The sequence below is a fragment of the Bacillus sp. ISL-77 genome, from assembly GCF_018613105.1.
In genome coordinates this window covers 36,190-53,949 of record NZ_JAGGQY010000018.1, presented here as the reverse complement: position 1 = coordinate 53,949, position 17,760 = coordinate 36,190, and the positions used below count along the sequence as shown (strand labels likewise).

The window sequence follows — 17,760 nt, the reverse complement described above, 5'->3', positions numbered from 1 at the left end:
TTTCCGCTAAGCTGGCTTATATTTAGGTTAGTCAAGGAAGAGGAGTGAAAATGATGAAGTTATTTTTACCGAAACAACATGGTGCATGGGCAATGCTAATCATCCCTTTTTGGCTTGGTGTCATTGAAGGAGGGTTTATGTGGAAGCATGTTCCATTTTTCTTTGGATGGCTCCTATTATACTTGGCGACCTATCCGATGCTTCTTTTATTTAAAAAGAAAAAACTTCAGTTTTATACTAAATGGACACTTGTATATATGATTCCATCCCTATTACTTTTACTTAATCCACTTTTGGAAAGACCAACTATTTTTTATTTTGGTCTTCTAATGATTCCGTTTTTTATAATAAATGCTTACTTTACTTCCAAAAATCAAGACCGTGCTTTTATGAATGATCTCTCTGCTATTTTTGCCTTTTCAGTTGCTGGATTAGCAAGCAGTTATTTAGAACACGGTGTTATGAACATAGAGACGCTTGTTTTCACCTTTGTAACTTCGGTCCTGTTTTTTGTGGGCTGTACTTTTTATGTCAAAACAATGATTAGGGAGAAGAAGAATACCCAATTTAAATGGATTTCATGGATTTACCATTTTCTTTTAGTGGCAGTGTGGTTCAGAGTTGGATTTTGGATCGTTGCAATAGCATTTATCCCAAGTCTTCTGAGAGCTATTATATTTTATGGGAAACCATTATCGCCTAAACAAATTGGCATTTACGAAATAATAAATTCAGCTATATTCTTTACGATCATGGCCATTCAAATAATCTTATTAAAATAAAAAAATCGGTCGATATGACCGATTTTTTTGCTTTATTTTAAGTTGTTTGCCAGCAGCAATTCTAATCAACTTTACAGATTTCGGTTGGACAATCTTCACAATCAATTTCCCGTTTTAAATACTCTAAATCATGAATAGTAATTGTTCCTTTATCAATTAACAGGATACCGGCCTTTCGTAAATCGCTCAACAAGCGATTTACTACTTCTCTTGATGTACCACAAAAATTGGCTAACTCTTGATTGGTTAGTGGTAATTCAATTAATATTCCTTTATGGGTTTTAATTCCATAACTATTGGTAATTCGAATAAGTGTGGAATAAAGAGCCCCTTTTTTTCCATGAAGAACCAAATCACGAAACTTAGTTTGAGTTTTTCGATGTTGCTGACTCATCCACTTTATGAATTCAAATGAAAGTGCCAGATTTTGCGAGAGTTTTTCTTCAAGCGTGTCTTTCATAATAACGGCAACTTCACCACTCTCGACAACACGTGCACTTAATAAATATCTTGAAGAAGGGGAAAATAAGTTTAATTCACCAACAAAATCACCACGCGAGCACATTCTTAACGTAAGTTCTCTTCCATCAGGGATGATCTTGCTGATTTGAAGAATGCCACTTTGAACAATATACAATTCATCGGCTACAGATCCTTCTTGAAATAAAAAGGTACCTTTTTCAATTTTTTTTATATGGTGAACGGTATCAAAAAGATGGGACAGTGTTACCGGCATTTCTTTTACTGACTGCATACTCATAACCACCTTTAAAGGTACGAATTCAATGCTCATTTGATTTTAAAAAATGACAGTCAAGGTTTAATTTGCTAGATAATACTATAATTATATTGTTAACAAAGAATAATTAGCAACAAATGAGCGATAAGTTCATACAATCGTCAAAGTTTGAAGAATCTTTGCGTATTTCTTAGGAAATAATGTCGACTAATAAGATAATTTGCAAAAAATTCCAATAATGAGCCGCTAACAAAAAGGTAATAATAAAGATGTAGAATAGAAGGAGGGAAAAAAATGGGTCAAAATCATCAGTTTAAATCAGGAAAAAAAGCACCTAATAATGGTGTGTATGTTGAAATCGGTGACACGGAAAGCCCTGTTAATAATCCCAAAAAAATAAAGCTAAAAGCAGGGGATACATTTCCTGAAACATCAAATGATGAACGTGTTTGGACATATCAGCGGAAACCATAAATAAATAAGGAAAAGTCATCCATGGGGTGGCTTTTTCTTTTGCCTGCGGCCTTGGCGTTTGTGGGCAATTTTTGCTGTTTTTCTTCTTTGCAAAAATTTACTTTTTATATATGAAGTTTTATAATAAAAGGAAAGGTCAAAATTGGTCAAAAAGGGTGTGATAAAAAATGGACATGAATCGAATGACAGAAAGGTTACAAAAGGGGCTAATGGATGCTCAGTCGCTAGCTGTCAAAAAAAATCATCAAGAGATTGATGAACCCCATTTGTTTTTATGTTTAATGGATCAAGAAGATAGTCTCATTTCTTCTATATTAGAAAAGTCAGGTATCCCTCCCGAAAAAATTAGAAAGAACCTTACTGCTGCTCTTGCTAAAAAAACAGAGGTTACGGGAAGTGGGGTTGAACAGGGAAAACTTTATATCACAGCCAAGCTGCAAAAACTTTTTGTCAGTGCCGAGGAGTTTGCCAAAAAGTTTTCTGATGAGTATTTATCGGTTGAACATATTCTGTTAGCTGCAGTCTACGCGAAGGATTCAGAAATGCGAAGGCTTTTACAAAACGTTGGAATTCAACCAGACAAAGTTTTGCAAGCAATTAAAGAAATTAGGGGGAACCAAAGAGTGACATCACAAAATCCAGAAGCAGGATACGAAGCACTAAAAAAATATGGACGGGATCTTGTTGCTGAGGTTAAAGAAGGAAAAATGGATCCAGTTATTGGCCGTGATTCTGAAATCCGCAATGTAATTCGGATATTATCAAGGAAAACAAAGAATAATCCTGTTTTAATCGGTGAACCTGGTGTAGGGAAAACTGCTATTGTGGAAGGGTTGGCACAAAGGATAGTTAGGAAAGATGTACCGGAAGGACTCAAGGATAAAACAATTTTCTCATTGGATATGAGTGCGTTAATTGCTGGAGCCAAATTTAGAGGTGAGTTTGAAGAAAGATTGAAAGCAGTCCTAAATGAAATCAAAAAAAGTGAAGGACGAATTTTGTTATTTATTGATGAAATTCACACGATCGTAGGAGCCGGTAAGACGGAAGGCGCCATGGATGCAGGCAATATGTTAAAACCAATGCTTGCCCGTGGTGAACTTCATTGTATTGGAGCAACTACTCTAGATGAGCACCGAAAATATATCGAAAAGGATCCAGCACTTGAACGTAGATTTCAGCAGGTACTGGTTCAAGAACCAAACGTTGAAGATACCATTTCAATCTTAAGAGGGTTAAAAGAACGATATGAAGTGCATCACGGTGTTAAAATTCATGACCATGCCTTGGTTGCTGCAGCCACATTATCTGATCGTTATATCACCGATCGTTTTTTGCCTGATAAAGCAATTGATCTAGTCGATGAGGCTTGTGCTTTAATACGTACTGAAATAGATTCAATGCCTACCGAATTAGATGAAGTAACACGCAGGGTTATGCAATTGGAAATTGAAGAAGCTGCCTTAAGTAAAGAGGTTGATGACGGGAGCAAGTTGAGGCTGGAGGCACTCCTAAAAGAACTAGCTGATTTAAAAGAAACAGCCAATGAAATGAAGGCAAAATGGCTTCAAGAGAAACAAAGTATACAGAAATTGCAGGAGAAAAGAGAACAACTGGAAAAGCTTCGCAGGGAGCTTCAACAAGCTGAAGATAAATACGATTTAAACCGAGCGGCAGAGCTTCGCCACGGTCAAATTCCGTTAGCAGAAAAAGAGCTAAAGGAACTCGAAACGGCAACTGCTAAGGACGAACGTTTGCTTCGTGAAGAAGTTACTGGAGAAGAAATCTCCAATATCGTATCAAGATGGACAGGAATACCTCTTTCTAAGCTAGTAGAAGGGGAGAGAGAAAAGCTGTTAAAATTGGAATCAATCTTGCACGAAAGAGTCATCGGCCAGAATGAGGCAGTAAATTTAGTGGCAGATGCAGTACTCAGGGCGCGTGCTGGAATTAAGGATCCTAATCGACCAATTGGATCGTTTTTATTTTTAGGTCCGACAGGTGTTGGGAAAACGGAGCTTGCGAAAGCATTGGCCGAGTCTTTATTCGACAGTGAGGAACATATTATACGTATCGATATGTCTGAATATATGGAGAAGCATGCTGTGTCCCGCCTAATTGGAGCCCCTCCAGGCTATATTGGCTATGAAGAAGGCGGACAGTTGACGGAAGCTGTAAGGAGAAGACCATATTCTGTTGTTTTAATGGATGAAATTGAAAAAGCTCATCCTGAGGTATTTAACATTCTCTTACAAGCGCTTGATGACGGAAGAATTACTGACTCAAAAGGGCGTGTCGTTGACTTTAAAAATACAGTTATTATTATGACTTCTAATATTGGCTCACATTTTTTACTAGAACGAAGTGAAACCGAGGTTGAAATCTCTGAAGCGGTAAGGGAGAAAGTGATGAGTCAATTACGGGGACATTTCCGTCCTGAGTTTTTAAATCGAATCGATGAAACAATCCTCTTTAAGCCGCTATCATTGGACGAAATTAAGATTATCGTTGCCAAAATGATGAGAGAACTTCAAAATCGGTTAAAGCATCAACAAATTGATATAATCATTAATGAGGAAGCAAAAGAATTCATTGCCGTAAATGGATTTGATCCAATTTATGGGGCAAGGCCTTTAAAACGATTTATTCAAAGAAACATTGAAACCAAGCTAGCCCGTGAAATAATCGCTGGCAAGTTACATGATCAGTCAAGAGTGGAAATAAATATTAACGACGGTGAGATTACTTTATCGGTTTATTAAATACCTATAGAAAAAGGTCATCCATTTGATAGGATGACCTTTTTCTTAATGTTTTGTTGCGGGCTCGTTAGGAATTATTGCAGCAGCAATGTAAATCAAGATCGTTACCCCAACTGAAGCAATAGCAGCAGGCATAAATTCATATTTAGCACCTGCAGTCATTGAACTCACTACATATGTAAGCATTTGCACTAAAAGAAATGACCAGAAAAAGGTCCAAAAAAATCGCACTATTTTTCACCTCTAACCTATTTTACATCTTCATTTATATTATCATATGATTCTGAAATGATAAAGTGAAACTTCCGCCAGTGGTAAGTAATACCACTCAGGCTATTCCGAGCATTTTCCGTTTTTAAAAGGTGATTACTAATTTTCCAGCTGAGCTTAATAAAAATAGGCTAACCCCCCTTTCATCTTTAATGAGGCGGCATACAATACAGTGAGGAAATATGTAAAAGGAGATTTATCTATGGAGAATCGTAATTTTCAGATGGATACCCAATGGAATATTATTCACTACCCTGAAAAGCCTACCGGATTTGGGATCTTAATAATTGGAGATGAAAGACATTTTGTCGATGAAAGTAAATGCTTTTGGACACAAAATGAAGGAAGGTTAGCTATTGTTAACCAGCTTAAAGAAAAAGGGTACACCATTTTTTCCTCAAATCTATATGGGCGAAACTGGGGAAGCAATAATGCAGTTGAGCTTGCCGAGAGGTTATACCAGCATGTCATAAGAAGTGAAATATTAAATAACAAAATCCATATCTTAGCCGAAGGTATGGGGGCGCTGGTTGCCATAAGTTTAATGGAGAAAATGAAAGGGCGGATACGGTCAATTATTCTGCTCAACCCCATTATTTCCTTGAAAAACCATCTTGAACAAGAAAAGGAACATAAATTCTTTTATAAAAAGTTAATGAGGGAATTAGTAGCAGCACATCAAATGGACCAACATGTACTCGAAAACCATATTTTCAGTATGGATGATAAAATAAATCTTCAATTTGGATGTCCAGTTAAAATTATTCATGTCCTTTCAGGGGGGAAATCGTATAACCAATCTAAAGTGTATCACCAAATAATTAGTGACCCAGAAATAAACCCTACTTTCATTCTACCTGAAAAAAAACAACAGCTTGGCAATATGATGTTAAAGTTTTTCAACAACCATGAAACGATCCTATAGGCTGGTCCTCCCCAAAAAGAAATAATTCCTTAGCGATATGCATAGGATTCATTAAGGTAAGTATGGGGAGGAATATTTTATGGACAAGGCAATTATATTTGGGATGTTTGACTTTGTTGGTTTTCACGTTGGCAAAAACCTGCTCAATAAAGGAATAGAGGTCAATGGCGTTCATATAGATGAGGTTGATAATATAGATTTTCTTGATGAAAAAAGACTTGAAGTCGGTAGAAATGCAAACTTTCTGGAAAAATCGTTATTCGAGTTGGAGAATAGTCCTAGAGAAGACATGAGTAATACAAGGATTATATTTTCTATATATGACTTATTTATGCTTAAAAAGGAACAAATTTTACAAAATGAAGAGGTAACAAAGCCGATAATTCAGTATATAGAGGACAATAACAAAAATGCGAATATCGTTTTTATTCTTCCGATTCAAATGCTTACCAGTACATTTAGGGGAAAAGAAATTGAGGGATTCCTAAGTAGGATAAACGGATTAGTAAAGAATACACAGATATTGTATTTACCTGCTATTTATGGTCCATGGCAGCCGTTAACTTTTTTGTTTCAACAAGCTATTGTTTCCAAATTTAAAAAGACAGATATAACTCATGAAGAACGGGAATGGATAAACGATGTCATATTTGTTGATGATGCCATTGAATCAATCTTAGAAATCATAGAGAAAGGAAAACCTGGGAGTTATTTGATTGAAAGTGGAAGTGATGACCAATGGTTCAGGTGTGCTTCTTACCTAAAAATCGATGAAAATCAGTCTCGGTTAAGTAACTTATCATCAATACAAGGTGATCTTCCAGTATTAAAAGTAACAGTAAGAAAGGTAACCCCAATTTCAGCTTCTATCCTGGCACAAATGGAACATGTGCAGCGATTGTATGAAAATCGTTTATAAGGCAATTGGCATACTGTTTGAAAGAATCATGAAATATATGACCATATAAAATAAAGATCCAGATGTGTTGTGGTTTTAAAATTGTCTTTTCATTTATTTGTTGAAAGGTTAGAATAAAATTGGAAAAAGCAGTCATAGAATTATTTTCCTTTGTTCTATAAATTAATAATGTAAAGGAAACGTGTTATAGAAATGGCAACAGTACGAAGGAGATGCATGAAATGATAAACCGTTTCGGAATCATACTTTTATGCCTTTTTTTGCTTGGGGCCTGCGGAGAGACAAAATCTACAGGTAAAATAAAAAAGGTTGGATTGTTAGTACCTGAAACGGTCAATGACCAAGTATGGGGGACGAAGGGCTTTAAAGGTTTGTTAAAAATACAGTCAAAATTTGATGTGGATGTGTTTTATAAAGAAGGAATTAATTCAGAAGCAGTTGTCGAACGTGCAGTAGAAGAGTTTGACCAAAAAGGGGTAAATCTAATATTCGGCCATGGGTCTGAATATGCTGAATACTTTAATAATCTTTCTAAAGATTATCCTGATATCCATTTTATTAGTTTTAATGGTGATGCTAAAAACAAAAACACAACTAGTCTGAATTTTAAAGCACACGCGATGGGTTTTTTTGGAGGAATGGTTGCTGCACATATGTCAAAAGCACAAAATGTCGGTGTTATAGCCGCTTATGAATGGCAGCCAGAGATTGAGGGCTTCTATCAGGGGACTATGGCTGAAAATAAAAACACGAAAGTTAGTATAGAATATGTTGGAAATTGGGATGATGAAATAAAAGCAGTTCAATTAGCAAATGACATGATGGAAAAGGGAATTGATGTGATTTATCCTGCAGGTGACGGGTTTAATGTGCCAGTAATAGAAACAGTAAAGGAACACGGCATGTATGCAATCGGTTACGTTTCGGACCAATCTGATTTAGGTGAATCTACGGTATTAACAAGTACCATACAGCAGGTAGATATTTTATATGAAAAGGTTGCAGATCTATACAATAAAGGGGAACTAAAAACAGGTAACCTTTCCTATGATTTTCAAGACAATGTTATTTCACTTGGTAAATTTAGTCCTCATGTAAACAAAGAATTCATTCTGGAGATAAACAATCAAATTGAAGATTATAAAAAAACAGGAAACTTGCCAAAATGAAAAATTGAAGGAGTACATATGAACAGTCAAGATAAAACATTTCAATTTATGCAGATCGCGATGAAATACTTACCAGAAGCAAAGGAACAATTGGACACGGCTGGTGTGGAATTATCAATGGAATTAATCGAGCCATTCATGAATCTTTTTACAAAGGTCATGCAAGAAGCATATGAACTCGGTCTAGCTGAAGGTCGAAAAGAAATATAATGAGAAAGTAAGCTCTCGTAATAGGGAGCTTATTTATTTGTTTGGCAATGTTAAGGATTATTGTTGATTTTATAGCCAAGTTGATTGGAGCGATGCGCCTGGAGCGGAAATCATCTGCCAAGTTTAATTGAGTCATTTTTTTATTGGAATATACTTAAGCGAAGAGAGAAATAAGAAGAAACAGTTGCTTAAAATAGGTTTTATTTGATAAAATTAGTACCAAGTCATAATAATTGATATTAACTTTAGGATATAGAGAATCTTGCGAAAAAAAAGGAGTTGGAACTTGTGAAAGCAGGTATTGTAGGGATTGGCAGGTATTTACCAGAGAAAATTGTCACCAATAAGGATTTAGAAAAAATAATGGATACCTCTGATGAATGGATTCGTACAATGACAGGTATCGAAGAAAGAAGAATTGCTGCCGATGATGTTAATACATCTGATATGGCATTTGAAGCAGCAAAACAGGCCATTCAAGATGCCGGAATTACCGCTGAAGAGATTGATTTAATCTTGGTAGCTACAGTTACACCTGATACTCCTTTTCCATCGGTTGCCTGCAGAATTCAAGAAAGGCTGGGGGCAAAAAAGGCGGCAGCGATGGATGTCAGTGCAGCATGTGCTGGCTTTATGTACGGAATTGTGACAGCGAAACAATTCATTGAAACCGAAGTTTATAAATATGTCCTAGTCGTTGGCGTGGAAAAGCTTTCGAAAGTTACCGACTGGAGTGACCGCAATACTGCAGTATTGTTTGGGGACGGCGCTGGTGCCACCATTATTGGACCTGTTTCAGAAAATCGCGGAATCCTTTCCTTTGAGCTTGGAGCAGATGGTACTGGATCAAAACACCTATACCAGGATGAATATATTATTATGAATGGTAGAGAAGTGTTCAAATTTGCTGTAAGGCAAATGGGGGAAAGCTGTATCAATGTTCTCGAAAAAGCAGGTTTAACAAAGGATGATGTTGATTTCCTTATTCCTCATCAGGCCAATATTCGTATTATGGAAGCATCTAGACAAAGATTAGAGCTGCCAGTCGAAAAAATGTCCAAAACGATTAATAAATATGGTAATACTTCTGCTGCATCGATTCCAATTTCGATTGTGGAAGATGTAGAAGAGGGAAGAATTAAAGATGATGACCTCATTGTCATGGTTGGCTTCGGCGGAGGCTTAACTTGGGGAGCAATTGCAATTAGATGGGGAAAATAAAGAGATATTTTTTGATAAATAACCATACGAAACAAGATACGAAATGAAGGAGATAGATAATATGGAAAAGCGCAGGGTCGTTGTAACAGGCGTAGGTGCAGTAACGCCACTTGGAAATGATGCTGAAACAACATGGAAGCACATATTAGAAGGTAAATCAGGGATTGGGCCATTGACAAGAGTTAATGCAGATGAATATCCTGCAAAAGTTGCCGCAGAATCTACTGATTTTAACCCAGAAGCCTTTATGGATAGAAAAGATGCACGCAAAATGGACCGTTTTACACAATTTGCAGTTGCATCGGCATTAATGGCAGTAAAAGATGCTAATTTAACTATTAATGAAGATAACTCCCATCGTGTTGGAGTATGGATTGGTTCTGGCATCGGCGGAATGGAAACATTTGAACAGCAATACGAAATATTTCAGAAGAGAGGCTACAAGCGTGTAAGCCCATTCTTTGTACCAATGTTGATTCCTGATATGGCAACAGGACAGGTTTCAATTATACTTGGGGCAAGAGGCTTCAATTCTTGTACAGTAACTGCCTGTGCAACAGGAACTAATTCCATAGGTGATGCCTTTAAAGTAATTCAACGCGGCGATGCAGATGCAATGGTGACCGGCGGAGCGGAAGCACCAATTACAAAAATGTCTGTCGCAGGCTTCTGCGCGAATACGGCTCTTTCAACAAATCCAGACCCGAAGACAGCTAGCAGACCATTCGATAAAAACCGCGATGGCTTTGTTATTGGTGAAGGTGCCGGGATCATTGTTCTGGAGGAACTTGATCATGCCTTAGCACGTGGTGCTAAAATCTATGCCGAAATTATTGGTTATGGGGCAACTGGTGATGCCTATCATATAACTGCACCAGCACCTGGTGGTGAAGGTGGTGCCCGTGCAATGAAAATGGCTATTAATGATGGCGGATTAAATCCTGAGGAAATTGATTATGTAAATGCCCACGGGACTAGTACTGAATATAATGACAAGTTTGAAACCCTTGCGGTGAAGGAAGTATTTGGCGAACATGCATATAAATTAGCAATCAGTTCAACTAAATCTATGACAGGACACCTTCTAGGTGCAGCAGGTGGTGTAGAAGCGATTTTCACTGTTTTAGCAATAAGAGACAGCATCCTTCCTCCAACTATGAATTATGAAACACCAGACCCTGAATGTGACTTAGATTATGTAGTCAATAAAGCACGTTCGAAAGAAATTAAGGCAGCCATGAGTAATTCGCTAGGCTTTGGCGGCCACAACGCAACGATTGTTTTCAAAAAATATGAATAAGTAAAAAATTCGACCGGAGATGATTTCTGGTCGAATTTTTTTTGAAAAATAATACCTCAGAAATACATGAACCACTTTTGTTACGTTTAATAAACTGATCAGAGGGTGAGTGAAGTAAAATGGGGTGAAGTAATGGGAATCATTCGAACAGAGCAATGGTTAGAGGAGGAGATTGACCGACCCGTTAAGATTTGTGAAAGATTAGAGCCATATTTTAAAAAACAAACCGCAAAGGAAATTTATAATCAATTGATGGATTTTGGGATGTATCGGCCGTCTAGGGCCGCAAGGAACAATCTTGTTCGGATGAAGGAACAAAAAGCATGGGATAAAGTAGAGCGTCTATTTAATAATTATAAACATAAATGGAATGGCCCTGACATACCAATTTTTCTCTTTCCAGTAGCACAGTCAGGAGGTTTTTTTATCAGAGAAGTTAAAAGCAAGGCTGGTGTTTCTTTCCCAGATAAAATGTTTCTTTTTCTCTCTACCTATGATGACCCAAATGAAGTAGAGGCACTTTTGATTCATGAATACCACCACGTCTGTCGGCTTAGGATGTTAGATAAAAGGCTGGAAGACTATACTTTGCTTGATTCCATTATCATAGAAGGACTGGCAGAATATGCAGTTTTAAAAAATTGTGGACGGGAATATTTAGCTCCATGGTGCCGTATGTATAAAGAAAAGGAGTTATTAAATTTTTGGGAGAAATATTTGAAAGAACAGCTAAACACAAAAAAACATGAAAAGAAGCACGATGAATTACTTTTTGGGGTAGGAAGACTGCCAAATCTATTAGGTTATGCTGCAGGATATCATTTGATTGAACATTTTTACAAAAACAATAATTATTCTACAAAACTATCTTTTACAAATTCTGCAATAAAATATCTTGAATACTATAATAAAACCTTCGAAAAAAGCCAGTAAAATAAGGCTTTTTTTAATGATGAAATAACATATATTAGGAATTGTGCAAAAAAATCTTGCAATTGTAACAATTCTGTAATAGAATTTTATTGAATATATAGAATAAACTGAATAATTCAAAAAAGTTGGAAGGTGTACTATGAGCGCAAAAAAATCGCTGCACAAAGAGGCACCATTGCTTGAATTGAAAAATTTACAGACCGCTTTTGATATTGACGGAACTGATTATAATGCAGTAGATCATGTTTCGTTCAATGTAATGCCAGGGAAAATTATCGGTATTGTTGGAGAATCTGGTTGTGGTAAGTCTGTTTTGAGCCTTTCGATTATGAAGTTACTCCCGAAAGGAAGTGGAAAAATAAAATCAGGTGAAGTCATTTTTGATGGAGTAAATCTTGAGAAAATGTCCGAATCACAAATCAATAAAATTCGTGGGAAAGACGTCTCCATGATTTTCCAAGAACCAATGACCTCATTAAATCCAGTCTTTACAATAGGATATCAACTCCAAGAAGTCCTTTTCAACCATACAAAGATAACTAAAAAAGAGGCTCGGTTAAAATCGATCGCCTTATTGAAAAGTGTTGGAATCTCTCGACCAGAAAAACTCGTTGATGAGTATCCGCACCAATTATCAGGCGGGATGAGACAACGCGTCATGATCGCCATTGCCATTGCATGTCAGCCTAGATTATTAATTGCTGACGAACCAACCACTGCCCTCGATGTTACCGTTCAAGCTCAAATTCTCGAACTTTTAAAAGATATACAAGCCGTAAATGATATGTCTGTTATTTTGATTACACATGATTTGGGTGTAATTGCGGAAATGTGTGACGAAGTAATGGTGATGTATGCTGGAAGGATTGTAGAACGTACCGATGTGGATACACTTTTCCATAATCCTAAACATCCATATACAAGTTTGCTCTTAGGGGCAATCCCGAAAATGGATGGACAAGAAGAACGGTTAAGTTCGATTAAAGGTATCGTCCCATCGCTTATAAATATGCCGAAAACTGGCTGCCGTTTTGCCCATCGATGTCCAAACGCCATGCCTGAATGCACTACAATTACCCCTTTGCTTGAAGATGTTGAACAAGGCCATGAGGTTGCCTGTTTGCTCTTTGAAACTAGCAAGCCAAGAGAAGGGGTGAAAAAATGAGTACCATTTATATACATAAAAAGGCAGCCCATTCTTCCTCTCAATCTGAAAATCTATTAGAGATTAAAAATCTTAAAACCTATTACCCAGTCAAAGGTGGGTTCTTTAAGCGCACTATTGGAAATGTAAAAGCGGTAGATAATATCTCTTTTGAGATTAAAAAAGGAGAAACTCTTGGACTAGTAGGTGAATCCGGATGTGGCAAATCTACGGCAGGGAGAACCATTCTTCGTTTACTTAAACCAACGGGGGGGCAAATTCTCTTTAATGGAAAAGACATTACCAAAGTAACTGGTAAATCACTTCGAGAGATTCGCAAAGATATGCAGATGGTCTTTCAGGATCCCTATGCTTCCTTGAATCCCATGCAAATGGTTGGAGATATAATTGCAGAGCCTATTTATAATTTTTCAATAAAAGATAAGGCAGAGTTAAAACGGGAAGTCATGGATTTGTTAGATAAAGTAGGCTTGCCGCCTGATGCCTATTACAAGTATGCCCATGAATTTTCTGGGGGACAGCGCCAAAGAATTGGAATAGCTAGAGCTCTAGCATTAAAACCCAAATTAATTATTGCCGATGAACCGGTTTCAGCACTAGACGTATCCGTCCAATCGCAGGTATTAAACCTGTTAAAGGACTTACAGGAAGAATTTGATCTTACTTTTCTTTTCATTGCGCATGACTTAAGTGTTGTTAAACACATGAGTGACCGAATAGGTGTTATGTACCTAGGGAATATGGTTGAGGTTTCCGATAAAGACAGCCTTTACGCTGAACCTCTCCATCCATATACACAGGCATTAATTTCAGCTATTCCAACTCCGGATCCCAGGGTGAAAAAGGAGCGGGTCATATTAAAGGGTGATGTGCCAAGCCCTATCAATCCTCCATCTGGTTGCACATTCCATCCGCGCTGCCCAATGGCAATGGAGGAATGTTCTAAAAGTAAGCCCGTATTAAAGGAGGTGAAGCCCTCTCATCGAGTAGCTTGCCACCTTTACTAGAAAAGTGAAAGTGCCTAAGGGCTGGAATTAGTCAGTAGCTAAGGGAAAAATATAATAGGGGGGAAACAAATGAAGAAGAGAAGTATGCTTATGTTTGCAGCATTAATGCTGGTTCTTTCCGCATTTTTAGCAGCTTGCAGCGGCGGTGAAAAAGCGGGTACTAAGAAAAATGAAAACGAAGGTAAAAGCGGCGAAACAGCCGGAAAACCACAGGATGGCGGCACACTAGTCTATGCACTGGATTCAGCACCTGAAGGTAAATTTAACTACTCTTTTTATGGTACACAAACTGATGCATATGTAATTGATTTCTTTGATGAAAACTTAATTGATTATGATGAGAACCTAAAGGCACAACCACATATCGCATCATGGAAAACAGCAGACAATAAAGTCTTTGACTTCGAAATCAAACAAGGTGTTAAATGGCACAACGGGGACGAATTATCAGTTAAGGACTGGGAATTCGCTTTGAAAGTTGTTGCTGACAAGGATTATGAAGGTCCGCGCTTTGATAACGTAAGAAACATTGTGGGTGCACAAGATTATCATGATGGTAAAGCAAAGGAGATTGCTGGTATTAAAGTAGTCGATGATTACCACATTCAAATTACTTTCGATAAGGCCCGAGTAAACAACCTGGATAATCTTTGGACATACCCTATGAACCGTACAGCATTTAAAGGAATTGCTGTAAAAGATATGATGGGGTCTGAACAGGTTCGTACAAAGCCAGTTGGTTTAGGACCATTTAAAGTTTCTAAAATTATCCCTGGTGAATCAGTTGAAATGGAGCGCTTTGATGATTACTTCGGCGGTAAACCGCATATCGAAAAAGTCGTTGTTAAAGTGATCGACCCATCTCTTTCTGTAGGAGAACTTAAAAACGGAACGCTTGATATGACTTCTTTCCATCCTAGTATTATTGATCAAGTTAAAGCGCTTGATAATGTAAACGCAGTAACATATCCCGGCGTAAGCTATTACTATGTTGGTTTCAGATTAGGTACTTGGGATGGCGGGAAAAACGTCATGAGCGAACCAAAATACCAAGAGAAAAAGCTTCGTGAAGCAATGTATTATGCAATCAATCGTGAGGAATGGGTTAAGGCGTTCTTCTTTGGTGTAGGTAAGCCTGTAAACCGTCCAATCCCGACAAACCATTGGATTGCAGCACCTAATGAAGATTTAGAGCAATACAAATATGATCCGGAAAAAGCTAAATCACTATTAGATGAAGCAGGCTACAAAGACGTTGATGGCGATGGATTCCGTGAAGATCCAAACGGTAAGAAATTCGTTGTAAACTTCAGCCACTATGCAACGGATAACCCAACTTTTGAATCTCGTGCCAAAGCAATGACTCAATATTGGGAAGCTGTTGGATTGAAAACTAAATTAACGATGACTGACGTAAATCTTTACTATGAAATGCTTGAAAAAGCGGACAAATCAATGGAAGTATTCTTCGGAGGCTGGTCAACTGGTGCAGATCCAGATCCAACTCCACTTTGGGGCTCAAAAGCACTTTGGAACTATCCACGCTGGGTAAATGCGGACAGTGATAAATTGTTGGATCAAGCACTTGATATCAGTGTTGTTGGAACAGATAACGAAAAACGTAAGGATCTTTATGTACAATGGCAAAAACTATTCATGCAAGATCTTCCGGCATTACCAATTGCTGAACTAGAAGAAACAATGGCTGTTAGCAAGCGAGTTCAGGAAGTTAAATTTGACGTTTCTGGTATGAACCGTCCAAATGAATGGTGGATAAAACAATAGTACAGTTTTCTAAAAATTAATACAATTTGTTTTAAAGGCTAACTAATACTGACAACTCAATTTTGAACTTCAAATGGGAGAAGGCTTTGCTTCTCCCATTTGAACAAAATAGGCGAGATATACAGCTTGTGGTTACCAAAGCTTATAGACAAGGAGAATGCACATGTTGAAATATGCATTTCGTAGAATATTGGGAATGATTCCAATGTTACTCCTTACTTCCATAGTAGTGTTTTCCTTGGCAAAATTAATGCCGGGGGATTCTCTAAGTGGAGAGATTGATCCAAGAAATACAAATCCAGAATACATCGCAGAAATGCGTGAGAAATTGGGTTACAATGATCCGATGCCTCAGCAGTATTTCCGTTGGATTAGTGGTTTCGTGGAGGGGGATTTTGGGAAATCAACGCGATTCAAAATTGCTGTATCTGAAGTTATTGGAGAACGTCTCCCTAACACCATACTATTAGGCCTTTCAGCTATCTTAATAACCTACGTCCTTGCATTTTTTATGGGTTCATATGCAGGTCGAAAGCCGTATACCTTAATGGATAACCTGATAGGAGGATTAAACTACATAGGTTTGGCAATTCCATCCTTTATTGCAGGAGTATTCGCCATCTTTTTCTTTTCATTTAAGTTAGGCTGGTTTCCATCTAATGGCTCAGTGGACATTGGCGTTACAGATGGAACATTAGAATGGTGGCTAAGCCGTTTTCATCATGTTTTTTTACCTGCTATCGTACTTGGATTATTAAGTACAGCAAGTTATACACAATTTTTACGTAACGATATAATTGAAAATAGCCGTAAAGATTATGTTCGTACTGCTCGTGCAAAAGGGACTCCGGAAAGTAAGATCTACAATGTTCATATTTTAAGAAACTCAATTATCCCACTTATAACCTTTTTAGGCTTTGATATTGTCGCCATTATTAGTGGTGCTATTATCACCGAGACGATTTTTACATATCCAGGTCTTGGACAATTATTCCTACAGTCTGTCGGGACAAGAGATTATCCAGTGTTAATGACATTGACAATGTTTTTCTCTTTCTTAACACTTATCGGCAACTTAGTAGCAGATGTATTATATGGTGTTGTAGATCCGAGAATTAGGCTAGATTAGGGGGAGAAAAAATGAAAGTCGTAACACAAAACGAAAAAAATGTTATCGTAACACCCCCGAAAAAAAGTTTATCTCCTTTTGCCATTGCTCGGAAGAAATTTGTAAAAAATAAATTAGCAATGATCAGCTTTCTCTTTTTATTAATTGTTACTTTTGTTTCGATACTAGCTCCTTTTATTACCACTGCAGATATTACGAGAATTAACATTGGTCAAATGTCGTTAGAGCCATCGGGTGATCATTGGCTTGGAACGGATAAAGCCGGTCGAGATGTTTTTACGAGATTACTATATGGCGGACGTATATCGTTGTTAGTTGGAATGAGTTGTACATTATTTGTAATTTTACTTGGAACATTAATCGGCTCTATTTCAGGTTATTTTGGCGGAACAGTAGATAGTATATTAATGAGATTTACTGATTTTATCTTAAACTTTCCATTCCTCGTATTTGTAATAGTCCTCAATGCCATTCTGTTTGGAAAAGTAAATGGGTTATGGGTATTAATTGGCACCATTAGCTTGTTAAGTTGGGGAGGGATTGCCCGGATTGTCCGTAGTAAAATTCTCGCTGAAAAAGAAAATGAATATATTACGGCTGCTATTTCAATTGGTTGTTCACCAGCCAAAGTAATTATGAAACATCTATTACCAAACATTTTATCTACAATTATCGTTCAAGCGACGATTACATTTGCAACGATGATTGTTGCTGAAACAGGATTAAGTTTTCTTGGCTTTGGTGTACCTCAGGAAATTCCAAGTTGGGGAAATATGTTGAATTCGGCAAACGAGCCGGATGTTCTCCAATTTAAGCTTTGGATATGGGTACCGCCGGCATTAATTATAACGATTACTATTTTATCGATAAACTTTATCGGAGAAGGACTAAAGGATGCTTTCAATCCAAAATCAAAAAGATAAAATCTGCCATTAATGTGGTGGATTTTTTTGTTGTTCTTTTCATTCTG

Annotated in this window: 17 protein-coding genes; 15 read left to right on the top strand and 2 right to left on the bottom strand. The window is 37.3% G+C overall.

Going from position 1 to position 17,760, the window contains the following annotated elements:
- The first annotated feature begins 50 nt into the window (after nt 1-50).
- On the top strand, nt 51-782 hold the full coding sequence (locus tag J7E77_RS06670) for a YwiC-like family protein (protein ID WP_308160444.1): 732 nt from the start codon (nt 51-53) through the stop codon (nt 780-782).
- A 61-nt stretch (nt 783-843) separates the two neighbouring features.
- On the opposite strand, the gene J7E77_RS06665 is transcribed toward J7E77_RS06670, so the two are convergent.
- On the bottom strand, nt 844-1,536 hold the full coding sequence (locus J7E77_RS06665; RefSeq protein WP_374102955.1) for a Crp/Fnr family transcriptional regulator: 693 nt from the start codon (nt 1,534-1,536) through the stop codon (nt 844-846).
- Between the two features lie 279 nt (nt 1,537-1,815).
- Here J7E77_RS06665 and J7E77_RS06660 point away from each other — a divergent pair, with 279 nt between their 5' ends.
- Both J7E77_RS06660 and clpB read left to right on the top strand, forming a co-directional pair.
- The gene (locus J7E77_RS06660; RefSeq protein WP_214713194.1) at nt 1,816-1,995 is read left to right on the top strand and encodes a YjzC family protein; all 180 of its coding nucleotides are present in this window, start codon (nt 1,816-1,818) and stop codon (nt 1,993-1,995) included.
- Nucleotides 1,996-2,162: 167 nt separating this feature from the next.
- The gene (clpB, locus tag J7E77_RS06655) at nt 2,163-4,757 is read left to right on the top strand and encodes an ATP-dependent chaperone ClpB (RefSeq protein WP_214713193.1); all 2,595 of its coding nucleotides are present in this window, start codon (nt 2,163-2,165) and stop codon (nt 4,755-4,757) included.
- 45 nt (nt 4,758-4,802) lie between these two features.
- Here the strand turns inward: clpB and J7E77_RS06650 are convergent, their stop codons facing one another.
- On the bottom strand, nt 4,803-4,988 hold the full coding sequence (locus tag J7E77_RS06650; RefSeq protein WP_168242484.1) for a YjzD family protein: 186 nt from the start codon (nt 4,986-4,988) through the stop codon (nt 4,803-4,805).
- 241 nt (nt 4,989-5,229) lie between these two features.
- On the opposite strand from J7E77_RS06650, the gene J7E77_RS06645 reads away from it, so the two are divergent.
- The 12 genes from J7E77_RS06645 to opp4C all read left to right on the top strand — a co-directional run bounded on the left by J7E77_RS06645 (nt 5,230) and on the right by opp4C (nt 17,713).
- Nucleotides 5,230-5,952, top strand: coding sequence for an alpha/beta fold hydrolase (locus tag J7E77_RS06645; RefSeq protein ID WP_214713192.1), 723 nt, complete (start codon nt 5,230-5,232; stop codon nt 5,950-5,952).
- Nucleotides 5,953-6,031: 79 nt separating this feature from the next.
- A complete protein-coding gene (locus J7E77_RS06640; protein ID WP_214713191.1) occupies nt 6,032-6,871 on the top strand; it encodes a Rossmann-fold NAD(P)-binding domain-containing protein in 840 nt (279 codons plus the stop codon).
- Between the two features lie 221 nt (nt 6,872-7,092).
- Nucleotides 7,093-8,040, top strand: a complete 948-nt coding sequence (locus J7E77_RS06635) for a BMP family ABC transporter substrate-binding protein (protein WP_214713190.1) — start codon at nt 7,093-7,095, stop codon at nt 8,038-8,040.
- A gap of 18 nt (nt 8,041-8,058) precedes the next feature.
- Nucleotides 8,059-8,250 carry a ComZ family protein gene (locus tag J7E77_RS06630; RefSeq protein WP_214713189.1) on the top strand — a complete coding sequence of 64 codons (192 nt, stop codon included), beginning with the start codon at nt 8,059-8,061 and terminating at the stop codon, nt 8,248-8,250.
- Between the two features lie 288 nt (nt 8,251-8,538).
- A complete protein-coding gene (locus J7E77_RS06625; protein WP_214713188.1) occupies nt 8,539-9,471 on the top strand; it encodes a beta-ketoacyl-ACP synthase III in 933 nt (310 codons plus the stop codon).
- A 61-nt stretch (nt 9,472-9,532) separates the two neighbouring features.
- A complete protein-coding gene (fabF, locus tag J7E77_RS06620; RefSeq protein WP_214713187.1) occupies nt 9,533-10,771 on the top strand; it encodes a beta-ketoacyl-ACP synthase II in 1,239 nt (412 codons plus the stop codon).
- A gap of 132 nt (nt 10,772-10,903) precedes the next feature.
- Nucleotides 10,904-11,704, top strand: a complete 801-nt coding sequence (locus J7E77_RS06615; RefSeq protein WP_214713186.1) for a DUF2268 domain-containing putative Zn-dependent protease — start codon at nt 10,904-10,906, stop codon at nt 11,702-11,704.
- A gap of 139 nt (nt 11,705-11,843) precedes the next feature.
- On the top strand, nt 11,844-12,869 hold the full coding sequence (locus tag J7E77_RS06610; RefSeq protein ID WP_214713185.1) for an ABC transporter ATP-binding protein: 1,026 nt from the start codon (nt 11,844-11,846) through the stop codon (nt 12,867-12,869).
- Nucleotides 12,866-13,876 carry an ABC transporter ATP-binding protein gene (locus J7E77_RS06605; protein WP_214713184.1) on the top strand — a complete coding sequence of 337 codons (1,011 nt, stop codon included), beginning with the start codon at nt 12,866-12,868 and terminating at the stop codon, nt 13,874-13,876. The genes J7E77_RS06610 and J7E77_RS06605 overlap by 4 nt, the downstream gene beginning before the upstream one ends.
- Before the next feature lie 69 nt (nt 13,877-13,945).
- Nucleotides 13,946-15,661, top strand: a complete 1,716-nt coding sequence (opp4A, locus tag J7E77_RS06600) for an oligopeptide ABC transporter substrate-binding protein (RefSeq protein WP_214713183.1) — start codon at nt 13,946-13,948, stop codon at nt 15,659-15,661.
- 163 nt (nt 15,662-15,824) lie between these two features.
- Entirely contained in the window at nt 15,825-16,790 is a 966-nt protein-coding gene (gene opp4B / locus J7E77_RS06595) for an oligopeptide ABC transporter permease (RefSeq protein WP_088086069.1), read from the top strand.
- A gap of 11 nt (nt 16,791-16,801) precedes the next feature.
- Entirely contained in the window at nt 16,802-17,713 is a 912-nt protein-coding gene (gene opp4C / locus J7E77_RS06590; RefSeq protein ID WP_214713182.1) for an oligopeptide ABC transporter permease, read from the top strand.
- The last annotated feature ends 47 nt before the right edge of the window (nt 17,714-17,760 follow it).